The following is a 26,839-nucleotide window of genomic DNA, read 5'->3' as shown; positions in this document are numbered from 1 at the left end:
AAGAATCAAGATTCATTGCAAATGACCAGTTTAAACATTTAGCTATTATTAGTTTCAACGTTTCTCATTCTTCAACAGTTTCCATGCTTGCTTCTTTGGTTAGTACATCCGGCGCATGCAGGTCGATAATAATTCCTACGATGTCAGTTTGCATCTTTTTATGATCTCATTCACCAATTTCTTTTAGAGTCACTACTGATTACCAATCCGGCGCCATCAAATTTTGTACATTCCAAAAATCAACTACCGCTAGTATGACATCAGGTGTCTCCCATAGCTTTGCAGCCCAGATTGCTTTCGCAATCCGGTTTCCAGAGCCAATACATGCGTCTTAATCACCCGCATACGGTTCCACCCCATCGATTCTGTTCGCCTTCAGTGATTTAGGGGTGTATCAAGATCATATATATTTACTTACTTTTTCCTAATGATGATTCTTATTCAGTTTTATATTTTTCTTTCAAACTGGAACACTTTCACTAACACCTCAAGATTCAATAATAGGTGCCCTCGAATATATATATATCCAAGAATTATTGTTTTACTAGTCGATTTCGCTATTCATCAATCTTTTCTCTCCTCTTCAGGCCTGACTACCATGCAACAATGAATATGATATCTGGAAGTTTCCTGATTCTGGATTGTGAAAAGATGGACAACATTCGGAAAAATCCACTCATAAAACGTTAGTCGAGCCTGTATTCCCCATTAAAACAACGAAACCGAAACCCATAACACCTCCTCAGTATTCCTTGATGCTTTAATTTCCAATATTCGTCAGCATTGACCTCTCTCTTTAAATACTCACATAAGCACTATTGCAATACCTGATAAATCCCGCTTATTTCCTGCTTCAAATTTTAATCTGACCTCACTGTATTAAAGCATTGTATCTATTAAAAAAATCAACATACAGACCTAATCACAAAAAAACACCGCTATAAAAATTCGTATATATTCTTAACTAGATAAGAAGTTCCATTTTAGTATATCACATTATAACCAATATAGTATTAACGAGTGTTCTATATAACAGTATCAGAGAAAAGCATTAGCTTACGTTAGTGAACTAGGCACAACAATATAGGATCGTATTCAAAGTAAACTAGCCCAACAAACTTCTTTTGGTCTTATCTGCATGACGTCATCGAAAATTATTAAAAAAACAAATTGATTCCTCTTAGCCATGATTACTTGGTTAACGACTGCTATTTATTGAGTAAGATTGCCTAAAAGCTTATTCAAGCCAAAGAATATTAGTGCTCTCACAGGATGAGAATAGACATAACACCGTAATGTTGGGCTTCAAGTTGTTTTATATTCCAGCTAAGACTATCCGTCACATAAACAAATTGTCGTTTACTTGTTACTTTTAAGGACCACGGAAACCAAGAATGTAGCTTGGACTCTTTATTAGATAACTGAACGTTTCACGTACTTCAGTCCTTGCCAAATAATTGACTGTAAATAAAAAAGACTAACCTAAGTTATACTAATTCGAACTTAGATTAGTCCTTCCATTTTTTCATGAATAAAAAAAGCCCTTATCACATTGTACACACATTTACTCTGATATTTACCCGAAAAATCACCCCCACATATGTAGGGAAATACAGCACTGTATGCCGTACACTACTTAAAACTATTGGATCACCCCCACAAACGTGGGGAATTAAATTATTTTATCACACTTGAATTTGATAAATCTGCTTTATTTATGGTAAGAGGACTTCCCTAACAACATAGGTAGCTATAAGCGCCGAAGCATCAACTAGTTTACGATGTCATGAATTCTAAGTGCTTAGCATATGGAACGCCTTTTTCGCGTCACTTGTGATACGGAGATCCATATCATACCTAGGCGCTATTTTTTTAAAAGCTAAAGCCTCATCATGACATTCAAGTACGTATAGCCATTAATTATGATTGCTCTATACAACACCCCCACCCGTTTTCCCGCACTTATCGGACAAACAAACTGTGTTTTCTTTTCTAATCTCCTATCCCTAATCAATCATAAACTAAATATACTTGTCAACTATTCATTAGAACTTGAACATTATTTATCACTAAAATAGCTGGCTCTCTTTCTCAGAACCAGCTATCTTACGCATGCTATTGTATGAAGCTTGATTATTTCCAATTACCCGTACCAACATTATCTCCACTGGAGGCTTGTGCGGACATACTCCCATCATTATTTACTTCAAAGGTTCCACCCATATTGCCACTCGAAAAATGCCATGTGAATTCCCATCCATTAGCTGTCTGTTGCTGGCCTGTAATATCAATGTGAGAACTATTCTTTTTATAAAAAGCTAATGATGCGAGCTTACCCTTAGCATCAGATGCAGATAAACCACTCTCCGAGCTTGCTGTGCTTGATGAATTGCTCGAAGAAGCTTCAGAACTACTGGAACTGTCTCTTTGACTCGACAGCTTAATCAATCGGTTTACTTTTGGTTTAAGTTTGCTTAGGTAAGGTTTTTTATCCCAATCAATCTTTTGACTTTGCTTCAAAACATCACTCGAATAATTACCATCTGTGACTCTTAGTTGAGCCGTAACATCCTTATTCAATTGGTTGTACTCTGTCAAATCAGATTTTGCAGTTGTCTTTAACTGGATTAATTTAGCATCTAGACTTCTGGCACCATTTTTAATTTTTACGCCATCAGTAACAGTGGTAACTGCCTTTTGAATTTCACCAGCTTTGAGTTGGTTATTCGTATCAACATAGGCTTGTGCTTGGTTTCGATAGACCTTAGCTTTAGCATCTTTATGCTTTTGAGTCAAAGCATTATCAAAGTAAGCAATCGCTTTGTTCATCTTGTTCTCAGCAACTGCGTCTAATCCCTTACTGATTGAATTAGCGTACCCCGATGACGAATCACTATTTGAACTAGACTTACTCCTACATGCGACTAACCCTGCCACTAGTATCAAAAATAGCGCAAGCAGTCCCGTAAATCTGATAAATCTTTTCATTTATTCTTACCCCTTCCACCGCAAAGCAGCGCTTACATACGGATTTAATTATACTTTGAAAATATTCGCCATTTCAACTGCACTTATACCTTGAACTGTACTAAAAGTAGACTAAATCACTAGAACTATTTCGTCTTGAACACATGAAGAAGCCAGAGCATCCGAAGGGCACTCTGGCTTCTTGTGATACTGGGAAATCCGTAACAGACTACTCTACGATCACTCCAATAAATTGATTCAAGTATGATATACTAATTCGCAGAAGTAAACTATACATACAGCCTTAGAGCTCGTGGGTTCGATCCCCACTCCTGCTATCTAAAATTACCGGTTCTAAGCACCTTACTCCAATCTCTGTTCTCAAGTTGTCTCTACGATTCCTTGAAGGAGGTAATGGATATGCATACTTTACTCACAATCCTAGCTATGTCCCTGGTTTACTTACCAGCAGGATGCTTGATCCGGTGCAGGGGTAATCTGTAAATCACTCACATCTAATAGATTTGAGCTAGTTTAACTACTAGCTCATTTTTTATACAATGAACTCAACCACCAAGGTATCAGGTAGCTTGGTGCTGATCTGTCTACCCCTATAGAAAAATACTCAGTCTAAACCCACACAAAAATAATCTCTTCAAACTACGTAAAACTCAATTGCAACCATCTAAGGAATAGGCGGGGCACGTTCATTTCGTAAGGAGTAGAAATGTCGGCACTCCGACACGATAGCTAAGATGGTTCTAACAAATCTACGAGGATAATCAAACTAAGGAATTCCAGACTAATCATCTAAAATGAATTGGCGAACTTTATTAAATCTGATCAATTTTACAAACTAGGATACTTGGCATCGAATTAACTAGTACTACGCATAAAAGAAGACTCAGTCGAAAAACCAAGTCTTCTTATATGTATGCTGAACAACAATTATTTTCCAGGAATTACAGCCACATAAATAGTCGGATAACCAACTTCTAAGCTTCAGGTATCATCCGACGTTAAAAAGTAATCCCTCGTAAACAATCACGATAAGATCACTTTCATTTTGATTCGAAGTTGTTAAAATGTCTTGTCTAAAATATTATTTTTTCTTCTAGAGATAACTTTGCCTTCTTAGTTTGTCGTACTAGATTTGAGCAGGCTACCAAGGTACGATACCATCAATATCTGAAAACGTACCAGAATCAGTTAACACATCAGAAGTGGCCAATTCCACAGTCCGCGCTACACCTACTTGCACGGTCCGATTACCGCCACCACCACCAAAACTGGTGTCTACCCAACCAGGATTGACGGCGTTTACCGTGACAGACGTTCCCTCAAGTTCGGCGGCGAGTTTAATGGTGAACATATTGACCGCTGATTTAGAAGCCTGATAGCCAGATGCTTGTAGCTTGTGAATGCTAGTACTGGTATCGCTGGCCAGCATCAACGACCCCACTGCACTGGAGATATTGATAATCCGGCCAGCCGGCGCTACCTTCAAAAGTGGTAAGAAGACTTGCGTGACATCGATCAAGCCAAAATAATTCACGTTAAAATCTTGCCGAATTGCGGCTAGTGACAGTTCCGACGGCTTAGTCTCATGATCAACAGCAATACCGGCATTATTGATTAGAATATCTAAATTAGTGGTGATATTCGCTTTCGCGGCAACAATCGACTCATGATCGGTCACGTCTAACTGTACTGCCTGAGCTTGAACACTCGCAGCCTCAAGCTGGGTAACTGCGGCCTGCCCACGAGCTAAGTTCCTAGAACCAACATAGATATATTGGCCTTTCAAACCAAGCTCTAGGGCTAATTCGTAGCCCATCCCGCGATCAGCACCAGTAATTAATGTCTTGATAGTCATATTCATAGCTTCCTTTTCTGTTATGATGGACCTACTATATCAGCCTAACGTAACGGGAGGTCAAGCAAAAATGGACAAAAATCAATTGATGCGGATCGGTGAGTTTGCGAAAGCCGCTAAAGTCACTATTCGAACAGTTAGGTATTACTTAGAGTGTGGCTTATTACCACCAGAAAAGCGCAATGAAAATAATCAACGGATCTTTAATGATGAAGACCTACACTGGATAACTAATTTGCATTATTTGCGAGAAGCTGGCATGTCGATTGTTGAATTGCAACACTACACGACCTTAGTACGTGAAGGCGATAACAGCTTACCTCAACGAATTGAATTAATGCGCGAACAACGTAAGCAAGTCATCGCTTCGATTGCTGATAAGCAGGAACAGCTGAAAGTGATTGATCATAAGCTTGAGCGGTACTTAGCTGGAGACAGCACGGTGATGTGAGCAACATAGACAAAGAGGCCTCGAATCGTCGAGGCCTCTTTGTTTGCCGTATTTTTGGTACTTATGGTGTGGACTTCCGTAACCATCCACTTAGCAGTCAATCCCAAGAAAAGCCGCGTCACTTGTGATAAGGAGATCCGTATCATACCTGGGCGCTATTTAAGTAGAGACCCCAATACTTATCAAACTTTGTATAACGGTCAAAAGAAAACCTAATCGCTCATATTTCCAAAGCACCTTAAAAGTATAAAAGATGACAATGATCCGGCAATCGTTGTTTATAGATAATTCGCTTCAATAAGTTTTATTTTCTTGTTTTCTATAAAAGCTAATGACTTCTCTCATTAAAAATAAATAGCCTATTCTACGATTCTAAAAAAAATCGTGAAACGGACTATTTTTTGACTATTATATCTGGTAACGCAAGGAAAAAGAATCTCAATTCGAAAGTTGAATTGAACCTCCTGTCCTTTCATCAATACAAGTTGATGAGAAACCGATTTAACATCAATGTTTGAAATTTCAATGAAATAATTAAAAAAATCTACACTGACAAATTTAACTGTTCAAGCAATTCATAAATCGTTATTGTCGGAACATTAAACTGACCCGCAACTGCATTAATTTTAGGCTCTTTTCCAGAAGCACTCCCTACATTTGGCATGGTTGCCCGACCATTCCCATCTAGGGTCACAATTGTTTGCTTGTTTATTTTTGCTGTGGCAATCAACCAGGGATCAGCCTTGTCAGGACTTTGCCATTCTGAAATACCAGCTGCACTCCATCGCTTGGATTGCGTAATCCAATCCATAATTTCTCCATAAGCCTTTATAATCTCCTTATTAGGAGTAACGATTTCTTTCTGATACGTATTTTTTGTCCACATAGCTAAGTCGTTTGGATACCTAATTTCATTATAAACAAAAGATGTCATCTTAACATTCTTATGACTTGCAAGACAATTCCAAACAGATACAAAGACATTCGGTCGATACCACTTTTGATGCGCATCTATTAATGAATTAGAGTCAATTAAATATTCCATAATATCACGCCATTCCTAAAATTTTATCAACCGTTGTATCATATGTTTTGAGAGTTACTCCTAACATTGACGCTGCCTGTACAATTGCCATACTTCCACTGGACTCTGTATTAATAATCGCATTAGCAAAGTATCGATCAATTCTTGATACTGCCGTATTATAAAAGTCCCCACCGGAAGACTTTTTCTCGAATTTTAATTGTAAATATTTTGATTGTTCTTTCTTCGACCAATCAACTATGTTGTCACCCCAAATATGCAATTCCTTCATACGAATTGCCGTAGCTACCAAACTAGTATGAAACCTTCTGGATAAAAGTTTTACATTATTCTCAGGTGACACTTTTTTTGATATTAATTTGTCAATCTTATTGGCAGGTATAAGCACGTTAATTGTAACTTGATTTATCCAACGCTCATTTGCAATATCATCTTCAGGCGACACATTGAGTACTTCATTATTCCCTAAAAATACGTGAATAAGCTCATGAATCAAAGAAAATATTTTTGCCTTTTTACTATCGCGACTATTTACAAAAATCAAGGGAATTACGGAATCAATCAGTACAAATGCCCGAAACTCCTCAACATCTAATGGACGCTGTGTATTAGTACCAACAATACCATTCTGCATAACCATAATACCTAAAGAACTAATTTTAGTTCTAATGACATTAAAAAAGTCATCATCAGACATTGCAATTCCAAGTGTATCTGACAAATTTAAAAGTTCCAATACGTCCTTCGAAACAGCAACTGGATCCATAGTGTCACTAAACACTTTTGAAAACTGAAAACTTATGGTTTTATTTTGATCTAGCAAATACTCCTTCATCCATTCCTGACGAGTCTCCATAGCATATATTGTATCAATCAACCGTCTGCTTGGCTGAACCGTATCGTTATTAATTGTTCTAAATTTGACAAATTCATTTTTTTCTTCAGGAAGTTTGTCCTTGAAAAAGTAGTTGAATGGAATATGTGTATCTCGACTAAAATTCTGAATTTGCTTGAATGTCGGATTGTCATGGTCAGTCTGTGGATTTTTCCAAGCATCAAGCGCATACTTTTTTTTCAATTCTAATTCTTTTTTTTCACCGTTATCAATTGCCCAGTCAATAATTTCGGCTTTCACTGGAATCCTTAATATTGCCATGACATTCCGCCACCTCTCTTAGTTTGATACTCAAAGTTTAGCATACTTTTTAAGTTTTGATATCTCACAAATACAAAGAATTAAAACAGATGAAGTATCAACTAAATCTTAACCCAATAAGTCCTTAGTCCCCAGCACATGAACTGTTTATTTCTCACTTATGATACGGACTTCCCTAACGACGCAATTAGCTATAAACGCCGAATTACCAAATAATTTACGATGTCATGAATCCCAAGCGCCTAGCATGTGGGACACCTTTTTCGCGTCACTTATGATACGGAGACCCAATATTAATCATAAACGCCCGATAAACCTGCTCCGACAGCACCAACCGCATCAACTGATGGGGCAACGTAAACCGCCCAAACGAGATCTGCGTATCTGCCCGTTGCAAGACCTCTGGTGCCAACCCTAATGAGCCACCAATTATAAAGTCAATATCACTATGCCCATAAGTCGTCAGTTTATCGATTTCAGCGGCGAATTCTTCACTCGTCCGTTCCTTGCCTTTAATCGCCAGCGCATACACATAGTCGCGATCCTTGATCTTCTCCAGAATCCGCTGACCTTCCTTGTCCATGACATTAGCCATCTCTGCGTTACTTAATGACTCAGGAGCCTTTTCATCGGGAACTTCAACAATTTGGAATTTTGCAAATTTACTCATGCGTTTCGCATATTCCGCAATCCCCTGTTTAAAATATTTTTCCTTTAATTTTCCGACACAGATAATTTTGATGTTCATAATTAACCACCTTTACACAAGTTATTAACAAAGTTATCCACAGGTGTATAACTCGATTTGCTACATGTTGTGTTGAACGTATGTTTGCCACAACATTTATTTTGACCGGTTTTGTCAATAGCCCGTCACTTTATCCACAGTTATTAACAGCAACATCCGTTCGCGTTTTCCGGTTACAAATCCCATTATATCAACAATCCAGTTTAATTAAAATAAATTTCAAAAATTTAATCCACAGACTTTTCGGCTGCCTGTGGATAACTTTTAAACACCCCGAATTGCCGAGCTAGCGCCTGTTCATAAAATTCAGTCTCCGTCCGTCAAAGTTATCCCCGAAGTTGTCCACAGTTTTACCCAACTGGTCGACCGGGCAAAAAATGGTTTCCGGATAACCAACTCAGTTTGTTCGGATTCTTTCATAATTATATCGGTTTCATCGTCTAAATAGGTTTTTTGAAAGATGAACTTTCGGTTTTTCCAATTTTGATCGCAAAAAGCGCCGGAACGGCATCACCGCTCCGGCGCTCTTATGAAAGCTTAATCATTTAATTGGATTGTTTAGTTAACGCTTTGGTAGTTTCGGTTAACTTCATCGTTGTACTCTTAAGTTTCCCGTTGTGATAGTACTTCACACTGACCGTATCGTTCACTTGATGATCATATAAAGCTGTCCGCAAGGTTGCTAGACTTGTAATCTTCTTACCGCCTAATTCGGTAATAACATCATACTTCGTCAAGCCAGCTTTCTTCGCCGGTGACCCCGTATAGGTCTTCATAATAACGACCCCTTTAGTCACACTCGTTGGCAACTTCAAGACTGATTTACGATCACTCGCTTGGATATTAGACAAGTTATACGTTGCGACCCCTAAAGCTGGCCGGACGACTTCACCGTTCTTAACTAACTCATTGATAATCTTCACGACTTCATTACTTGGAATCGCAAAGCCCATCCCTTCAACGCTCGTCCCAGAACTATCCGATGACAGCTTCATCGAGTTAATCCCGACGACTTGACCGGCTAAGTTAAATAGTGGCCCACCGGAGTTCCCAGGGTTAATCGCAGCATCAGTTTGGATAACCGTCGCATAACCGGTTTGCTGTCCCGACGTATTCGTTGTGGCAATCGTCCGTTTCTTAGCGGAAATGATTCCTTCCGTTAAGGTCGTGGCGTAGTTAGAGCCTAATGGTGACCCGATCGCTAAGGCACTTTCACCCACTTCGATACTATCGGAGTTCCCGAAACTGGCAATCTTAGAAACTTTAGCTGAGTTAATCTTTAAGACAGCTAAGTCGGTCACAGAATCGGTCCCGACTAACTTAGCACTGAGCTTGGTGCCATCACTCATAATGACGCGAATCGCATTCGATCCACTCACCACGTGATTATTCGTCACGATATAGGCGGCACTACCACTCTTCTTATAGATCAAGCCAGAGCCTTCACTATATTCCTGCAACTTACTGTTACTGCTGGAAGATCCAGAACTTGAATTTGACCCATCACTATCCGATGAGCCGTCATCGCCGCCTAAGATTCCACTCCAGCCACTAGACGTACTTTGCTTTTGCAAGTTGATTACGGAAACGACAGCGGCCTTATTATTCTTAAAGACCTTCGTTGCTTGCGAGCTCACATTAACTTTCACATTGGTCGTTGAAGTTGAGCCCGACTTGTTGGAGCCGGTCGGTACACTGGTTGAAGACGTGGAGACATTATTGTTACTCATGTAATTAATCCCGCCATAAGCGATCCCGCCACCTAACAAACCGGCGACAAGTGCGGTCACCGCCACTTTAACTAATGAATTATTTGCCATAATTTCGCGTTAAAACGCGTTCCCTCCCTACTGATGTTCATTGCTTTAAGCTTATTCTAGCTAAAAAGTGTGATTTTTCTATGACTGAACAATTGTGGAAATATTAAATCGTCATTATAGCGTCACTAATTTCGTGGCCGCTTCCGGGTCAGTATCATAGAGTTGGAAATCATGTTCAACACCAAAATCATGTTCTTTCATCATCGAAGCGACCGTTAAGTGGGCAAGCGTCTTCATATTATTATCCTGACTCCGGTGACCCAGATAAATCCGCTTCGTATGACGGCCAATCACGTCCATTAGCGCATTAGCCCCATCTTCATTAGATAGATGGCCTTCATCGCCCAAGATTCGTTGTTTCAACGGCCATGGATAACGCCCCATCCGTAACATTTCTAAATCATGATTGCATTCAAATAAATAACCATCCGCATCGCGAATCACACCCTCAACCTGTTCAGAAACATAACCGGTATCGGTAATGATCACAAACGACTTGCCCGCATGGTGCAATTCATAAAATTGTGGTTCGGCCGCATCATGGGAGACACTAAAGGATTCAATATCCAGATCACCCAAGCCCAAAGTCGTATTCGGATCAAAGACATGGCAGAGTTCGGCAGGGACTTTACCAATCCTATGAGCCATGGCATCCCATGTTCCCTGGTTCGCATACACATCTAACCCATACTTACGGGCTAAGATCCCGGCCGAATGACAATGATCGGTGTGTTCATGGGTGACAAACAAACTGTCAACCTCGTTAATATCACGACCGATTGACGTCATTAAATTAGCAATCTTCTTGCCGCTCAAGCCGGCATCGACTAAGACTTTATGTTCTGGCGTTTCAATATACGTCACGTTACCGGTACTACCGGACGCTAAGACGCTCACTTGCATTTGATCTGTTGCTAATTTTAATACCATTATTTAGGTTCTTCCTATCTCTGAAAAATCAACGTTCCCAGTTACCACCAGCGGCCCACCTTTCTCGACCACCAATGCGCATTACCCCATATATGATACACGCTTTGAACCAGCATGGAAAGTTATGGCCCTATCAAAAAAGCAATTGCCAACCATTTTAGTGGGGCAATTGCTTATTTTAACTATTCAGCATTCCAAATCATCCCCGCGGCCACATCGCCATCCGTCGTATCACTCGACGCGGTATTGGCGGTATTGGCCTTCATCGCCGCCCCAGTAAAGGCGTTGATTCGATGCAAGCTAATATTGGAACTATTTTTACTGCGGACTGCAAAGACCCAGGTTGGCACATACACACTACTGTCTTTTAACTTCAACAGGCGTGAGTAACCCAACCGGCCCCACACAATCCGGGAGTCATTTGAAACTTGATTATATTGATACAACGCCACTAAGGCTTTCTTCTCACTAATGGTGACGGCCTTTTCGCGCAACGTCTTGACATTGTTGACATAGCCTTGCGTATAGCCAATCAACTGATGATTCTTATTGATCGTCAAGTGCAATTGCCCCGTGCCTGTCAAAATCTTCCCATCTGCGACCTTTTGCACATAGACGTAATCACTGCTTGATGACAATTCCGCACTATACACATATTCATCACCATGAATCACATTAGTCGCTGACTTAACATACTGATCCAACGTCTTTTCAGGGTGATCCGGATCAACCGTTACGGAAGTGCGCAGCGTACTCGTGATCTTGCCGTTGCTTAAGACGCGGGTTGACTGGTCAGTTAACTGATTCAGATGTGCTTTTAAGCCACTATCGTTATTGCCAGCAATATAGTACCCATTATTTTCCTTACCACTGGGGGTACTAAAGCTGATATTGTCATCGCGCATTTCCCGAATCACGGTCGTGGTCGTATCATTCGTCGACTTCGTACTCGTATCACTCGAACTAGTTTGCACGAACATGTACACCAAGAACACATCTAGGACAACAAAGGCCACCAAGAAGATCCATTCAATTCTACGAAAATTCATTATGCGTCCCCCTTACGACCCACTCAGCATGGACGTGTATGTCCGCCAAGCGCCATTGTAATAGACGTAGTACGTCGGATTGAGATCAATCACTAATCTCGATGACGTATTCTTCGACCAGTGGTAGCCAAGTTCAATACTGCCAAGCTTACTTTCTTTAAAACCAGCGGCGACCAGTTTCTTTAAAACGGTGCTCGTACTTGGCAGCGTGACCGACTGTTGTTTCCCAGTCGTTGGAACCGGGACTTGCAGACTATACAATGAGAAGTAGTACCGTTCTAAGCTGTTCGTGGTCATTTGCACCCGGACATCACCGTTTTCCGTTTGATTGAAGATTGGGAACCCTTCAACATAACTCCGATAGATGACACTGTTGCTTGTCGTATCGTAGCCGTAGTAGCGGATATTATCCATCGGGACGCCAATGCTAACTAAGTGATTGTAACTCTTCCGTAGCTGCGTCGTTAACGTCAGTTGCCGTTGATTGCCCGCATCACTATAGTCCTCATACTTAACGGTGCCCTGTTTCGTATTGACGGTCATCCGCTTATACGATCCGGTCGTATATTCTTGTTCGTGCTTACGGTTATGGACCGTCACGGATGAGTTGCCATCCGCATCTAACAACCGGTTAGCCAATTGACTCGCCGCGAGTTTATTCAATAAATAACTATATTGCTGCATCTTCACTGGCTGCGTGTAATCCAAGTAGGTGGCATTATGCCGATACGTCATGGCGACCGGAATCGACTTCACGCTAACCGCCGCAAGGATCTTTTGCATCTTCGTCAGTGACTTTTGCTTGAGCCGCACACTGTAGATCTGATGCTGACTATCATTTAAGAGATAGATATGACTCGTATCATTGATTGGAATCACGATGCGACTGAACTTCGCCGCTTTATAGCTTTGCAAGTTCTGACTAAAGATCGTGTTAAACATGCTAACCGTGACGCTATCTGGGAAATTCAAGACATACGAATCTTGTCCATTCAAAAGCGCGGTATAGCTACGTGCCGACGTGATCCGGACCTTCGAGATACTACGAGCATCCCATTTACTAATCTGCTCTTTGAATTGGGTCACCAGACTGACATTTTTATTAATCAGTAAGGTTTGCTTGCCCTTAGCATCCGTGTGCACAAGTTGCGTCGGCAAATAAACATCATCGATCGTCCGGGTCGCAATCGTCGAATTGGAACTGGCCGTGCTGACCTTACTTTCTCGTTCATAACGCGACGGATTCGTCCAAATATACATCGACAACCCAATACTGAGTAGAATCAATAGGGATAGTCCGATCGGCAGCATTAACCGTCTAAGCCTTCGCATCATCATCCCAAAGATCCTCCTCCTCATAAGGTTCATACGGCAACGAAATATAGAACGTTGACCCTTGGCCTTCAACACTATCGACCCAGATGCGGCCACCAAGCATTTGAACGACTTCCTTAGAAATCGCCAAGCCTAAGCCAGTCCCACCTTGCGCCCGTGAACGCGCCTTGTCGACTCGAAAGAACCGATCAAAGACGTGGTTCAAGTCAGCCCGTGGAATCCCCAAGCCTTGGTCATTAATACTAATAATCACTTGATTATGGGTCTCCAAAAGCCGACACGTAATGACCCCACCATCGGGCGAATACTTGATCGCATTGTTCATAATATTATCGAGCACTTGGGTGAACTTATCGGTATCGATTTCGACCCACAAGTCCCGTTTCGTAAATTCACGTTTAATCGTGTAATATTTGGCTGGATTATCGTCTTTTTTCAGAATCATATCAAACCGATTGAGAACATAGTTAAACATTTCGTTGATATTGACAAGTTCCATATCAACTCTAGTTGTCCCAGAATCCATCCGTGACAAGCTTAACAGCTCATTAATCATCCGAATCATCCGGTCCGTCTCTTCTTGAGTCACCTTTAAAAATCCAGGGGCCACTTCGGGATCTTTCCAAGCACCATCACTTAATGCTTCAATATAGCTGCGTAAACTCGTTAACGGTGTCCGCAATTCATGCGACACGTTAGAAACGAATTGTTTACGATCATTATCAATCTTTTGTTGTTCCGTGACATCGTGCAAGACACAGACCAAGCCGCTAATAAAACCAGATTCACGTTGAATCAGCGAGAAATAAGCGTTCAAAATCAAATCCCGTTCATTTGACGAGAAATCGAGCGTTAGTTCATCTTGATTTTCAATTAAATCCCGCAACGAATAGTCGTCTCGAATTTGAAGCATATCCAAAATCGAGCTACCAATCGCCTTTTCAGCAGTCACGTCCATAAAGTCTGACGCCGTTTCATTAATAATTGTGATATTACCGCGCCGATCCGTCGCGATAACCCCATCACTCATATGGGCTAGGACACTATCCAACCGGCGCCGTTCCGCTTCAGTCGATTCTTGGGCTTCTTCCACCCGAATCGACAAGTTATTGATGGCGCCAGCTAATTGGCCTAATTCATCGTCACTATAAACGCGCACTTGTCCCGCGTAATCGCCACGCGCAATTCGTTGCGTCTGTTGCTTCATTTCTTCAATTGGTCGGGTAATTGCCCGGGCAATGATGATTGCAATCACTAGTCCTAACGCAATCGCAATCAGTGACGCCGACGCAAAGATCACCATAATACTGTTGATCGTATTGTAGACCGACTTCATATTGGCCCGCACATACAAGACCCCGACTAGCTGATTACTATTTCCGGTCGAATTGGAATTATATAACGGCACAATTGAAATATAGTAGCGACTATTGTCTTGGGTATCGTAAGTGTTCTTCGTATAGGAGCGATTATTATAAATCGCGTTCTTAATGTTCCGATCAGTGGTCTTTTGACCAATAATCGCTTGATCATTGACGTCGTTCGTCCCTCGAATCGTCCCTTTACTGTCGACCACGCGGACTTCATCCACGCTAGAATTGTTGATTTCTGACAGAATCGACTTGATTTGAGCGTTCGCCTTAATGGTTCCATTCGTTGACAGTTGTTCTGCCAATGAATTATCCACGTAAGTCGGAATTTGAACCTGACTCTTAAATTGCCGTAAGTTCTCTGTTTCGAGTTGCCGGACAAAGACAGCCCCGACAATCTCCAGCGTAATTAATAGGAGTAATGCAAACACTAACGCAATTTTAAAATTAATCGTTTTGAAGAAGTTTCTCCGTTTAATAAATCTAAACACGGTTCAATGCCCTCTACTCATTTTCTGGATTGCGGAGATAGTAGCCAACACCCCGCCGTGTGACTAACCATTTAGGATGGCTAGGATTATCTTCAACTTTTTCACGTAAACGCCGAACAGTAACGTCAACCGTCCGCACATCACCAAAGTAATCATAGCCCCACACCGTTTGTAGTAAGTGTTCACGGGTCATAACTTGGCCAATATGTTGCGCTAAATAATGGAGTAATTCAAATTCACGGTGGGTTAATTCGATATTATCACCGCGTTTTGAGACCATATACGCATCGGGATGAATCACTAAGTCCCCAATTTCAATGTCGGAATTTGTCTCTTCTTCAGCCGGTTGTGCGGCAGCCGAACCTTGTCGCCGTAAGTTAGCTTTGACCCGCGCCACGAGTTCACGGTTCGAGAATGGCTTTGTGACATAATCATCAGCACCCAATTCAAGGCCCAAGACCTTATCTAGCTCTGAATCCTTGGCAGTAACCATAATGATTGGCATATCATAATTCTTACGAACTTGGCGCGCCACTTCTAGGCCATCCATCTTCGGTAACATCAGATCAAGTAGAATTAAATCTGGATGAACTTCATCAACTTTTTGGAGTGCCTCTTCACCATCAGCAGCGACGTGCACTTCATAGCCTTCTTTAGTTAAATTAAACTTCATAATATCTGAGATTGGTTTTTCGTCATCAACGACTAAAATTTTCTTCATAACGATTCTTCCTCCTTAGGGGAAAACAGTTGCAATTTTTAAATATTCGAATAGTTGCGGGCGTTAGTTGGTCAACCCGCGTCAGGTGGCCGAAAAAAGTTTCTTTTCAGCACTGGTTTTAGTATATCACAAATACTAAGAGCTTTCTTTGATTGCTAATCCGCGGGTTAACGGTATTTCCCGGGAAATATTGCCCTTGATTTTGACAATATTAATCGCCAATTTTCCACGAAAATTCACCTTTTTTGAAAAACTTTTCGAAAAACTATTGTCAGAACCCTGAATTCATGATATTATATTTTTTGTTGAGTTATGGGCAGTTAGCTCAGCTGGCAGAGCAACGGACTCTTAATCCGTGGGTCCAGGGTTCGATCCCCTGACTGCCCATCATATAACCACTAATCAGTTTTCACGCTGTGAGTATTCACCGTGAGAGCTGATTTTTTTATGGCCATTTTTCCCGTAACCTTGTAACCACCGATAGACTACTAGATTATTAGTACAATAACCCATCGTCGCATGATTAGTTTACACTTGGCGTTAGTTAAAATTGTCGCCTGCCGGTTGGTTGGTTTCCAAAATGCTGGAACGCCAAGGCCAACGACACGGCTGAGCACTTTAGCAGCCAATCTCTCGGCTAAATTTGTGGTCAATAATAGATAATCATCAATGCCCGTTAGTTAACGTTGGGCGGGCCAGCATTGGCTCAGTGGTGTCGTTTATCTTAGTCGGTGATTTTCCGACTTAGATAAAGCCCGGCTTTGGAGACCGCCCTTGAGGCTCCAAAACGCGGCCACCACGTTCCAGCCGATGCTGGCCCAACCAGAGTGGTTTCACTTTCCCTGCAGAAATGAGCATATCGGCTGACAATCTCAACAATAATCGGCATACTTAATAGTAAAAAGAGGTGCTGACTATGCAACACACGACCCGTCAAAGCGCCGCCCAAATGATTGCGACCACCGATGTCTTCACCGTTGCTACCATTGACGCAAGCGGCTTTCCAACGACGGTCGCCCTGAGTCCCTTAGCCACTGAACGAACCTTAACTCGGTTATTCTTCTATACTAGTCGACAAATGACGACCGTCCAAAATATCCAAGTCTGTCACCGCGCCACATTATTTTGTTATGACCAAACCACCTATTCCTCACTAATGCTCAAGGGTCATCTAACCGAAGTGGGCGCTTCTCAGTTTCCATCTGGTTGGCAGCAGGCCTTAACCCCCTTTCAGCGGGCGCTGAATTACCACGATCCGGTTATTTTACAATTTCAAACAAGTGCCATCAAAGTTCGCCAAGCCATGACCATTGATCATTTAGAGTTGGGTTCACGACCTGATGACGACTAACACCGAGTTTGGGGTCATCCCAAGCTCTTTTTTAATGCCAACTCATGGTCACTTCGTTCGCTCACTTCCCGTTCAGTCACCTTAATAATTAACCGCACTTTCCACTAAAGTTCTAGTCAATTTCAACACCATTATTTGCAGACCATTTTAAAAGGGACTAACCTTAAACTAGAATTAAATTTTTTATTTCTTATGTATTATCTAATTTATGAGAATGGCAGGTACGGTCATCCGGCTTGAATTCAAGGCACTCTACCCTAGTTTGAAGCGTCTTGAAATTACCGGTCTGGTCCCAGCAGTAAGTTAAGCTAACCGCCATAAATTCATCAGACCAATTATCCAACAACCCGCATGCCGTACAACCTCATAAGTTAGTCTTGTCGCACTAGTTTTAGATAAGGGGTGGACCAATCAATGCAACTGATTAGATTAAGAATTGAAAACGACGCAATGGCGATTGCTTATTACCCGGCTGAGGATCAGGCCGCCACAGCGCATTTTATGATCGCTTATAATCCCCAGCAAGGCATCGGCGAAAACCTTGAAAATATCAAAATTCGCTTAGCTGGTTTACACTTTGACGCGGCGGTCTTGGAAAACGGTCTCGATTATCCGTTTTCCGATACGATTGTCGGCGTCAACTACGAACGTATTGATGTCGGCTTAGCACTAACGAACATGCTTAATATTCCCGTCGTTAGTCAAGCCGCCGTCGAACGTGACGGTCTAACCGCTGCTGTTAAAGCCAAATCAGCCTATCTCAAGTGGCATCTGGACTACTATGGTCAATACGATGGTGTCCGCAATAATGGTCAAGAAGCCATGCTAACCGTGGGGAACGGCTACTTTGGCTTACGTGGAGCCTATGTTGAAGCCCATGCTGACAAAAATAATTATCCTGGCGCCTATGTCGCCGGGATCTTTGACCAAGAAACCACCCAGATCAAAGACCATGCTGTTGTTAATGAAGATTTAGTTAACCTCCCCAACGCCCAATTCATGACTTTTGGCGTTGACCACCAACCCCCATTCACGATTAATCAACACGATATCCAAGACGTTTATCGGAGCCTAGACCTCAAGACTGGGATCTTAACCATCTCGATGATCGTCCAATTAGCTTCCGGTCACCTACTGCAAGTTCAATCTCAAAAACTCGCCAACATGCGCGACTGGCACCGTTATGCCATTCGCTATACGATCACCCCGATGAATTTCTCGGGATCGCTGCAAGTCTACGCCGATATTGATGGAAGCGTTGTCAATGGCAATGTAAGTCGGTATAATGTTTTTGACCAGCATCATTTGCAAACGTTAGGACTGGAATCACAAACGAACACGGCTTATCTCTCTGGTCAGACGAAGACATCGCAGATCACGTATACGATTGGGGCTAAATTAACTAGTCCAGATGTTGAGACGACTAAACACGTTAAGGTCACCAATCAAGCCCAAAGTGTCCGGCAGACGTTGTCATTAAACGTGCAAGCTGGCCAAACGGTTACCTTTGATAAAAACGTTGTCTTACGCACCGGCAATGATCATGCACCAAAATCGTTACCAGCAATCAATGATGAGTTAGCCCAAGCCAGCTTTGACGACACTGTCAAAAGCAGTACCGATTACTGGCATAACTGTTGGCATGACGCCGATATTAAGATTCGTGGTGACATTACGAGTCAACGATTAACGCGTGTCAATATCTACCATAGCTTCGTTTCCGCCGCAGCCATTGAAAGTGGCCAATTAGATGCATCGGTGGGGGCACGTGGCCTACACGGTGAAGCCTATCGGGGACATGTCTTCTGGGATGAGATGTTTATCTTGCCATTTTACAGCTTGCATCGACCAAAGTTAGCCAAACAATTACTGCTATATCGTTATCGACGATTAGCAGCGGCACGTCAGAACGCCCAGAAAGCGGGCTATGCCGGTGCCATGTATCCCTGGCAATCGGCCCAAAAAGGTGACGAACAAGCCCAGTTCATGCATTTGAACCCAATTACCGATACTTGGGACCCTGACAACAGTCGGTTGCAGCGCCACGTCTCACTCGATATTGCGTATAACGTCTGGATGTACTATCACATCACTCAAGATAAAGCTTTTCTCGGCCAATACGGGATGGAAATGTTGTTATCAATCGCCGAATTTTGGATCAGTAAGGCGACCTATGATGACCAGACCGGCCGTTACAGTATTGCGGGCGTCATGGGACCTGATGAATTCCACGAAAACTACCCGAATGCCAAGCAACCCGGCTTGAAGAACAACGCGTATACCAACATGATGGTCGCTTGGTTATTCGATACCATTGATCAGTTACGTGGCGACTTGGCCAATGACGTCTATCAAAAAGCTGCCGGGGCCGCTAACTTTAACGGCCAGTTGCTGAATAAGATGGATGATATCAGTCACAAGCTAACGTTAGAAATCAATCGGAGCGGCATTATTGCCCAATTTGAAGGGTACTTTAAGTTGCCGACCTTAGACTTCCGCGCTTATCGACAAAAGTACGGTGACATCGCTCGGATGGATCGGATCTTAAAGGCCGAGGGTAAGACCCCGGATGCCTATCAAGTCGCTAAACAAGCCGATGCGTTAATGGCCTTTTATAACTTTGACGTGCCGACCGTTCAAAAGTTAATTGAAAAGTTAGGTTACAAGTTGCCCAAAGAATATTTGACCCATAATATTCAATACTACTTGGAACGGACGACACACGGCTCAACGTTATCGCGAATTGTTTATGCCGTCTTGAACCAATTAGATGAAAACTACGACCAAGCTTGGACGCTCTTCTCAGAAGCCTTGTTCTCAGATTACTACGATATTCAAGGCGGAACGACGGCTGAAGGGATTCACTTAGGCGTCATGTGCGCCACCCTTCTCTTGACCACCCGGAACTTTGGTGGGGTCAGCGTCTTAGGCGAGCAGTTGCAAGTCAATCCACAATTACCCGAACAATGGGCTGGCTTAAAATTCAAGCACACCTTCCGTGGCACCCATTACCACTTTGCCATGACCCACAGCAAAGTCTGTGTCACCGCTGATCAAGCGCAACCGATTACGATTGCAGGTAAACAGTATCAATTAAAAGCTAATAAGCCGCTCACAGTAGCGGACGTTACGAATTAGGAGGATTTTATTTATGGCACAATTTAACAATATTAAAGGCTTTGTATTTGATTTAGACGGGGTTATCACAGATACCTCAACGTTCCACAGTCAAGCCTGGCATCAGGTTGCCGATAAAGTCGGCGTTAAGTGGGATGATGATTTAGCTGACGCTTTAAAAGGCATCAGTCGCATGGATTCATTAAATCTAATCTTAGCGCGTGACCACAAGGAAAATGAGTTCTCAGCTACTGAAAAGGAGGCCCTAGCTGCCGAAAAAAATGATAACTATTTGAAGCTCGTTAGCCAAATGAGTCCAGCCAATATTTTGCCTGGTATTCAAGCTTTCCTTGATGATTTAAAGGCTCAAGGTTACCTATTATCATTGGCATCGGCTTCCAAGAACTCGCCATTAGTGTTGAAACATCTCGGTTTAGGTGATTTCTTCACCAAGTCGGTTGATCCCGCTAGTTTGAAACACGGCAAGCCCGATCCTGAAATCTTCCGCCGCGGTGCCGAAATCTTAAACTTAGACCCCGCTCAATGTATCGGGATTGAAGATGCCGCAGCCGGTGTCCAATCTATCAACGGCGCTGGCGAAACATCAATCGGCATCGGTGATCCGAAAGTACTAGCCGCTGCCGATATCAACTTCACCGACACGGCCCAATTGACCTTAGCAAATATCAAACAAGCGATGAATGCGGCCGCTTTAGCTTAAAGTTGCTCACCTTCACTTGAATCCAAATAAGCATCGGCCAAACTTGATTAACAAGTTTGGCCGATGCTTATTTAATTTCAACTAACACTGTAAAACGCTTGGTGCTAGTTGAAATTTCCGCCTGCCGGTTGATTCCTAAAACGCTGGAACGCCATGGGCACGGCTGAGCATTTTAGGAACCAACGGCTCGGCTAAATTTGTGATCGATAATAAATAATCATTAATTCACGTTATTTAACGACGGGCGGGTCAGAATTGGCTCAGTGGTGTCGTTTATCTTGGTCGGTGATTTTCCGACTTAGATAAAGCCCGGCTTGGAAGACCGAATTTTGGCTTCCAAACGCGGCCACCACGTTCCAGCCGATTCTGGCCCAACCAAAGTGACAAATTTTAAGCTAGATCAGTCCAAAATGCTGCAACCCATGCTGAATGCCAGCATGCATATTGTCATCAGTCACATAAGCCGCTAACTTCTTCACGATAGGATTCCCGTTGCCCATGGCGATTGGTGTCTGCACCATTTTGAACATTTCAATATCGTTTAATTGATCCCCAAACGCGTAAGTTGGCACCTGCGTCAGCCCCGCTTTTACTAAAATATCCCGAATCCCAGTTGCTTTAGTCACACCCCAGGCCATCGTATCTAGCGCCCGCGGATTATTCCGGACAAATGTCAATTGGCCGCGATAGCGCTGCTGATACTGCTTAGCGTCCCGCGGATCAAACGTCAACATAAAATTGATATGATGGTTGCGATAGTAATCTGGCGCCACCACCGCCGTTTGTTTTAAGCTCGCAAAGTTGTCAACGGTCAAAGCGTCCGCATGGCTCAACGCAAAACCGGCGTTATTATAGTAAGCCAGTGCTTGACCATGACGATTGGCAAAGTGCGTCACATCGTGTAGCAACCCTTTGTCGAGTTCATGTGCCGATAAGAATTGGCCCTGATACTGCACGTAACTCCCATTGGCACTCACAATCGAATCAATCCCGGTCTGCTTTAATAACGGCATCACTTCAAAGACATTCCGTCCCGTTGCGACCACTGGTAAGATCTGGTTGGCTCTAAGCTGCTGAATGGCTTGCACACTACTGGCGGCGACCGTTTTATCATCTTGCATTAACGTGCCATCTAAATCAAAGAACACCACTGCTTGATACACCGAATTACCCCCTAGGTTTTTATCGTCCTTAGCTTGATCATCACCAAGTTAGCTACCTTAATTATAACGCGGGTCAGGACAGCCCATGAAAATAAAACTTACAAACGCTTTCATTAATTCAGGCCATAGAAAAAAGCCGTGACCAATCAAGGAAAGCCACGACCTCTTCTACGTCTCTTAAGGATCGACGGGGATACTTCTTAATGACATAATCGCGGGGTGCTGATTAAGAAGTACAACTATAATATACGGGTTCACCCTGTAACCAACTATCTTATTTCTGTAAAGTTCATGTAAAGTTTTCAATAAGTTGCACTTGGGTCCCAGCCAGTTCTTGACCGACCAACCGGTGCTGAATCGCGGTCGCCAATGCCCTTGGAATTCCAGCTAGGTGCAAGTCAGCTGCTTTGAGTACTTGGCCCATGGTCGTCACATTAATCACGACCAAGACTTGTTGCCTGGCTTGCCAGAAGACGTAGCCAATCCCGTAATCCCCGACATAAAACGGGGCGAATTCAGCGGTATTTAGCCACGGATGATTCTGTCGCCAGACGGCCCAACGTTGCACAACTTGTTGCTGGGTCTGATCAACGTTAGCCCACGGGAAGTACGCCCGATTATCCGGGTCCTTACCACCCGTCATCTTCGCCTCATCGCCGTAGTATAAACATGGTACTCCCGGCAAGGTCAGCAGCATCGCCACTGCGAGTTGCAGGCGCTGACGATCATTTTGTAGCATCGTCAAGATCCGTGGTGTATCGTGACTGCCGATATTGTTGAAGTTATTGTTGAACGTTGAGGTTGGATAATTTTCCTTCAACGTCATCAGCTCACGCCACCAATCCACTGGGGCCAGTGTCCCATTTAATACGTGGATAATCAGCCGCCGTAGCGGATAATTCATGACCGCTTGTAGGCCGCCACCTTCTAGATAATGCCGCCGTTCACCATAGGCCAACTTATGCGAGGCATCTTCCCAAACTTCTCCAATCAAAACTTTATCCGGATATCGATCCAGCGCTTGGCGAATACCGGCAATAAAGTCATCCGGCAGTTCATCGGCAACATCCAAGCGCCAACCATCTACCCCACGTGCCGTCCAATAATCAATCACGGAACCTGGTTTTGCAAAAATAAAGTCACGATAATCTTGATTCTCTTTATCCACAGTCGGTAAGTCGCTAATCCCCCACCAACTGTCATATTCCGTTGGGTAGTTAATAAAGGTGAACCAATTGTAGTACCGACTCGTCCGGGATTGCGCAGCCCCAACGGTATCGTAGTGCCCACTGCGGTTAAAGTAACGGGAGTCGACCCCGACATGGTTAAAGACGCCATCTAAGATCAGCCGCATGCCAGCGCGATGCAAGGCCGCAACTAAATGATCGAAGTCGGCCAAATCTCCCAGAACCGGGTCAATCTTAAAGTAATCGCCCGTATCATAACGGTGATTACTCGTGGCTTGAAAGATCGGCGTCAGATAAATAATCGTCACGCCAAGTTTTTTTAGATACGGAATCTTTGCTTCAATCCCCTTTAAATTACCGCCAAAGAAATCCCAGCGCATGATCTCCTGATGGGGTCCGCGAATATACAGAGGTCGATCACTCAAGCGACCGTATAGAAAGCTGTTAGGCTTAGGCGCATTTACATGACCGTCCGGATTACCATTGTAGAATCGATCGGCAAAGATCTGATAGGCCACGCCTTCACGATACCAGCGCGGCAAGTGTTCGACACTGGCTAAGATGGTCAATTGATACATTTGAACCTGATTACGTTGCGCATATTGCACACCTGGTCCACCGGCACCACCATCGACACAACCATAATAGATCGCATCGGTCGCCGTTTGCACTTGAAAGTAGTAGAAATACAACCCCGTTTGCGTTGGTGTAAAGGTCGTTGTATAAGTCCCAGCTTGCGCCGTCATCGGTACGGCTTGTTCAGCATTCCATTGGCCATCATGCACGATGCAAAGCTTAACTGCACGCACGGTGGCACTAGTCTGAACTCGCAAGGAAAACGTCACTGGCGTCTTAACCAGCACCGCGCCAAACGGGTGCTTACATTGCGGCTGAAAGGAATCATAATCCAGTTGCATGCCCAAGCCCCCTTAAGCTTTAAGCGGCGTATGTGGCATTTGCCAGATATCATCCGCATAACGCGCGACCGCTAGATCCGCGGAAAAGACGCCAGCTGCGGCAATATTTGCTAGTGCCTTTTGTTGCCAACGCTGCTGATCTTGAAAGTCATGACTGATTTGTCGTTGTTGTTGAATATAACCTTCATAGTCAGCTAAGACAAAGAATTCATCGTTGTACCGTAAGAGCGAGTCATAGATTTCGCGTCCTTCCGTCGAAATTCCCGGAATCGTCCCATCAACCAACGTATCTAAGACTCGTTTTAATTCCGGATCGGCCTGATAGAAGTCCGCGGCATGATAGTCGCCACGGTCATAATAGCCATAAACAGCTTTCGCACTCAGGCCAAACGGATATTCATTGGCTTCACCGGCGGCTTGAATAATATCGATATTAGCGCCATCACGCGTCGCTAACGATAACGCACCATTGGCCATCAGCTTCATATTACTCGTCCCCGATGCTTCCTTAGAGGCGGTTGAAATCTGCTCACTAACATCTGCAGCCGGAATAATCAATTCGCCCAATGAAACCCCATAATTTGGAATAAACGCCACTTTTAACCGATCACCAATATCTGGATCATGGTTGACTAAGTCGGCTAAGGCATTGATGAGCTTAATAATCGACTTGGCATAGTGATAACTAGGCGCAGCTTTGGCACCAAAGATATGCACCCGCGGCGGTTCAACCTGCTCTGGATGATCCTTAATCGCTAAATACTCACGAATAATCTCAAAGACATGCAAGAGTTGTCGTTTGTAAGCATGCAGGCGCTTGATCTGGACATCAAAGATGGCATCGGTCCGTAATGTCAATCCTAGCTCACTCTGAATGTAATCGGCCAACGCTTGCTTATTCTTGGTCTTCACTGCGGTTAACTGCTTTAAAAAGGCCGGTTCGTTGGCGTAAGCGCCTAACAGCTTTAACTGGCTAGGCTCATGCCGCCACTCCGTTCCTAACTTTTGGTCAATCAAATTGGCCAGCGGTTCATTGGCAATCTGCACCCAACGCCGCGTCGCAATCCCATTCGTCTTATTATTGAAACGTTCAGGATAGACCGCATATAAGTCGCGTAAGACATCGGTCTTCAACAGTTCCGTATGCAGCGGTGCCACGCCATTCACACTATGACTACCAATCACCGCCAGATACGCCATCCGCACTTGCCCATTCCCTAAAGGCGCCGTCCGGTTAACCAAGGCTTCACCAAAAATCGGTGTCTTATCGGCACGATAATGTCGATCAATTTCGACCACAATTTGATACAACCGCGGTAATAAGCCTTTAAACATGTCAATTGGCCAAGTCTCCAAGGCTTCTTGCATGATCGTATGATTGGTATAGCTCATCACTTCGCGCGTTAATTCCCAAGCAACGTCCCAGCTGCAATGGTGGTCATCCATCAATAACCGCATCAGTTCCGGAATAACTAGGGTCGGATGCGTATCATTAATATGAATGGCAATCTTTTTGCCAAGCTCACGCATACCGTGATGCCGCAAACTGTAATGCCGTAAGATACTTTGGACGCCAGCTGACGAGAAGAAATACTCCTGTCGCAGTCGTAGCGCTTGACCAGCCGAATTTGAATCATCGGGATACAACACTTTAGTGATCTCATCGATGCGATCACGTTGGGCTTGCGAATAGTAGGTCTGATCAGCACTCGGTGGCAATTCCGCCGACCACAACCGCAACGTATTGGTGACACCATTATGGTCACCGACCATCCCGGTATCATACGGTACCGCTAACACGTCATCGGTATGCTCATACGTTGGCTTCAAACTGCCATCTGCTTGCGGAGTCATCCAGACATTCCCGCCAAAGCGCACTAAACACGCTTTATTTTCCCGGCGAATCTCCCAAACGTCTCCATTACGCAGCCAATCATCTGGTAATTCAACTTGGTAGCCATTCATAAAGACTTGCTTGAACAAGCCATAACGATACCGAATTCCGTTCCCGTTGCCCGCCAAACCTAAGCTAGCCATCGAATCCATATAACACGCTGCCAAGCGGCCTAACCCACCGTTACCTAGACCAGGGTCGGGTTCGGCTGCACTGATGGTTTCCAAATCTAGCCCTAGTTCTTGCAGTCCCTGGCGCACCGGCTGCATCAAGCCTAAGTTCAGTAAGTTGGATTTTAGTAGGCGACCAGGTAAGAATTCAATCGAAAAGTAATAGACCTGTTTCACATCGTCTTGGCGATAGCGTTCGGACGTCTGCGTCCAGTTAGGGCCGTCATACCGCCGCAACAAATGTCCCAAAGCGACGAATTGGCCAAATGACGACGTATCCGCAAGATCTGTGGCATACAACGTCTTAATTTCCGCTAAAAAATCCGTTTTAAATTGTGCCGTCGTTAATTTCAATATAGT

The 26,839-nt window shown here is 43.5% G+C and carries 18 protein-coding genes and 1 tRNA gene; 5 read left to right on the top strand and 14 right to left on the bottom strand.

The genetic code is table 11. From position 1 onward, the window contains the following. Positions 1-2,133: 2,133 nt before the first annotated feature. A complete protein-coding gene (locus FFM77_RS03040; RefSeq protein WP_137634270.1) occupies positions 2,134-2,988 on the bottom strand; it encodes a hypothetical protein in 855 nt (284 codons plus the stop codon). A 1,141-nt stretch (positions 2,989-4,129) separates the two neighbouring features. Continuing rightward, positions 4,130-4,843 (bottom strand): SDR family NAD(P)-dependent oxidoreductase, encoded by a 714-nt coding sequence (locus FFM77_RS03035; RefSeq protein ID WP_137634269.1) that lies wholly within the window; start codon positions 4,841-4,843, stop codon positions 4,130-4,132. A gap of 70 nt (positions 4,844-4,913) precedes the next feature. On the opposite strand from FFM77_RS03035, the gene FFM77_RS03030 reads away from it, so the two are divergent. Next, positions 4,914-5,294, top strand: a complete 381-nt coding sequence (locus FFM77_RS03030; RefSeq protein ID WP_171001542.1) for a MerR family transcriptional regulator — start codon at positions 4,914-4,916, stop codon at positions 5,292-5,294. 544 nt (positions 5,295-5,838) lie between these two features. Here FFM77_RS03030 and FFM77_RS03025 read toward each other — a convergent pair. From FFM77_RS03025 to yycF, 9 genes are all read right to left on the bottom strand, one after another. Continuing rightward, positions 5,839-6,339, bottom strand: a complete 501-nt coding sequence (locus FFM77_RS03025) for a DUF4411 family protein (protein WP_137634267.1) — start codon at positions 6,337-6,339, stop codon at positions 5,839-5,841. A 4-nt stretch (positions 6,340-6,343) separates the two neighbouring features. Then, complete coding sequence (locus tag FFM77_RS03020) at positions 6,344-7,495, bottom strand: ImmA/IrrE family metallo-endopeptidase (RefSeq protein ID WP_137634266.1); 1,152 nt, start codon at positions 7,493-7,495, stop codon at positions 6,344-6,346. Positions 7,496-7,763: 268 nt separating this feature from the next. After that, positions 7,764-8,243, bottom strand: coding sequence for a 23S rRNA (pseudouridine(1915)-N(3))-methyltransferase RlmH (gene rlmH, locus FFM77_RS03015; RefSeq protein WP_137634265.1), 480 nt, complete (start codon positions 8,241-8,243; stop codon positions 7,764-7,766). A gap of 545 nt (positions 8,244-8,788) precedes the next feature. Then, positions 8,789-10,063: a S1C family serine protease gene (locus FFM77_RS03010; RefSeq protein ID WP_137634264.1), complete on the bottom strand. Its 1,275-nt coding sequence runs from the start codon at positions 10,061-10,063 to the stop codon at positions 8,789-8,791. Between the two features lie 114 nt (positions 10,064-10,177). After that, a complete protein-coding gene (locus FFM77_RS03005) occupies positions 10,178-10,993 on the bottom strand; it encodes an MBL fold metallo-hydrolase (RefSeq protein ID WP_137634263.1) in 816 nt (271 codons plus the stop codon). Positions 10,994-11,175: 182 nt separating this feature from the next. Beyond that, a complete protein-coding gene (locus FFM77_RS03000; protein WP_137634262.1) occupies positions 11,176-12,042 on the bottom strand; it encodes a two-component system regulatory protein YycI in 867 nt (288 codons plus the stop codon). A gap of 12 nt (positions 12,043-12,054) precedes the next feature. Continuing rightward, complete coding sequence (locus tag FFM77_RS02995) at positions 12,055-13,380, bottom strand: YycH family regulatory protein (RefSeq protein ID WP_137634261.1); 1,326 nt, start codon at positions 13,378-13,380, stop codon at positions 12,055-12,057. Continuing rightward, entirely contained in the window at positions 13,361-15,238 is a 1,878-nt protein-coding gene (gene walK / locus FFM77_RS02990) for a cell wall metabolism sensor histidine kinase WalK (protein ID WP_137634260.1), read from the bottom strand. The genes FFM77_RS02995 and walK overlap by 20 nt, the downstream gene beginning before the upstream one ends. A 13-nt stretch (positions 15,239-15,251) precedes the next feature. Continuing rightward, positions 15,252-15,959, bottom strand: a complete 708-nt coding sequence (gene yycF, locus FFM77_RS02985) for a response regulator YycF (RefSeq protein ID WP_137634259.1) — start codon at positions 15,957-15,959, stop codon at positions 15,252-15,254. A 314-nt stretch (positions 15,960-16,273) separates the two neighbouring features. Between yycF and FFM77_RS02980 the strand changes: the two genes are divergently transcribed. From FFM77_RS02980 to pgmB, 4 genes are all read left to right on the top strand, one after another. After that, positions 16,274-16,346 (top strand) — tRNA-Lys (locus FFM77_RS02980). A 529-nt stretch (positions 16,347-16,875) separates the two neighbouring features. After that, the gene (locus tag FFM77_RS02975; RefSeq protein WP_137634258.1) at positions 16,876-17,310 is read left to right on the top strand and encodes a pyridoxamine 5'-phosphate oxidase family protein; all 435 of its coding nucleotides are present in this window, start codon (positions 16,876-16,878) and stop codon (positions 17,308-17,310) included. A gap of 414 nt (positions 17,311-17,724) precedes the next feature. Further along, positions 17,725-20,448 (top strand): glycoside hydrolase family 65 protein, encoded by a 2,724-nt coding sequence (locus FFM77_RS02970; RefSeq protein ID WP_137634257.1) that lies wholly within the window; start codon positions 17,725-17,727, stop codon positions 20,446-20,448. 13 nt (positions 20,449-20,461) lie between these two features. Beyond that, positions 20,462-21,148, top strand: coding sequence for a beta-phosphoglucomutase (pgmB, locus tag FFM77_RS02965; RefSeq protein WP_137634256.1), 687 nt, complete (start codon positions 20,462-20,464; stop codon positions 21,146-21,148). Positions 21,149-21,543: 395 nt separating this feature from the next. Here pgmB and FFM77_RS02960 read toward each other — a convergent pair whose 3' ends face one another. The 3 genes from FFM77_RS02960 to FFM77_RS02950 form a co-directional block, all read right to left on the bottom strand. Continuing rightward, on the bottom strand, positions 21,544-22,311 hold the full coding sequence (locus tag FFM77_RS02960; RefSeq protein ID WP_137634255.1) for a Cof-type HAD-IIB family hydrolase: 768 nt from the start codon (positions 22,309-22,311) through the stop codon (positions 21,544-21,546). 289 nt (positions 22,312-22,600) lie between these two features. Continuing rightward, on the bottom strand, positions 22,601-24,415 hold the full coding sequence (locus FFM77_RS02955; RefSeq protein ID WP_137634254.1) for a glycoside hydrolase family 13 protein: 1,815 nt from the start codon (positions 24,413-24,415) through the stop codon (positions 22,601-22,603). Between the two features lie 12 nt (positions 24,416-24,427). After that, on the bottom strand, positions 24,428-26,833 hold the full coding sequence (locus FFM77_RS02950; protein WP_137634253.1) for a glycogen/starch/alpha-glucan phosphorylase: 2,406 nt from the start codon (positions 26,831-26,833) through the stop codon (positions 24,428-24,430). Positions 26,834-26,839 lie beyond the last annotated feature (6 nt).

The organism is Lactiplantibacillus songbeiensis (assembly GCF_005405125.1).
GTDB lineage: Bacteria > Bacillota > Bacilli > Lactobacillales > Lactobacillaceae > Lactiplantibacillus > Lactiplantibacillus songbeiensis.
The sequence above is the reverse complement of the archived record's forward strand: the minus strand, read 5'-3'. Positions and strand labels throughout refer to the sequence as shown.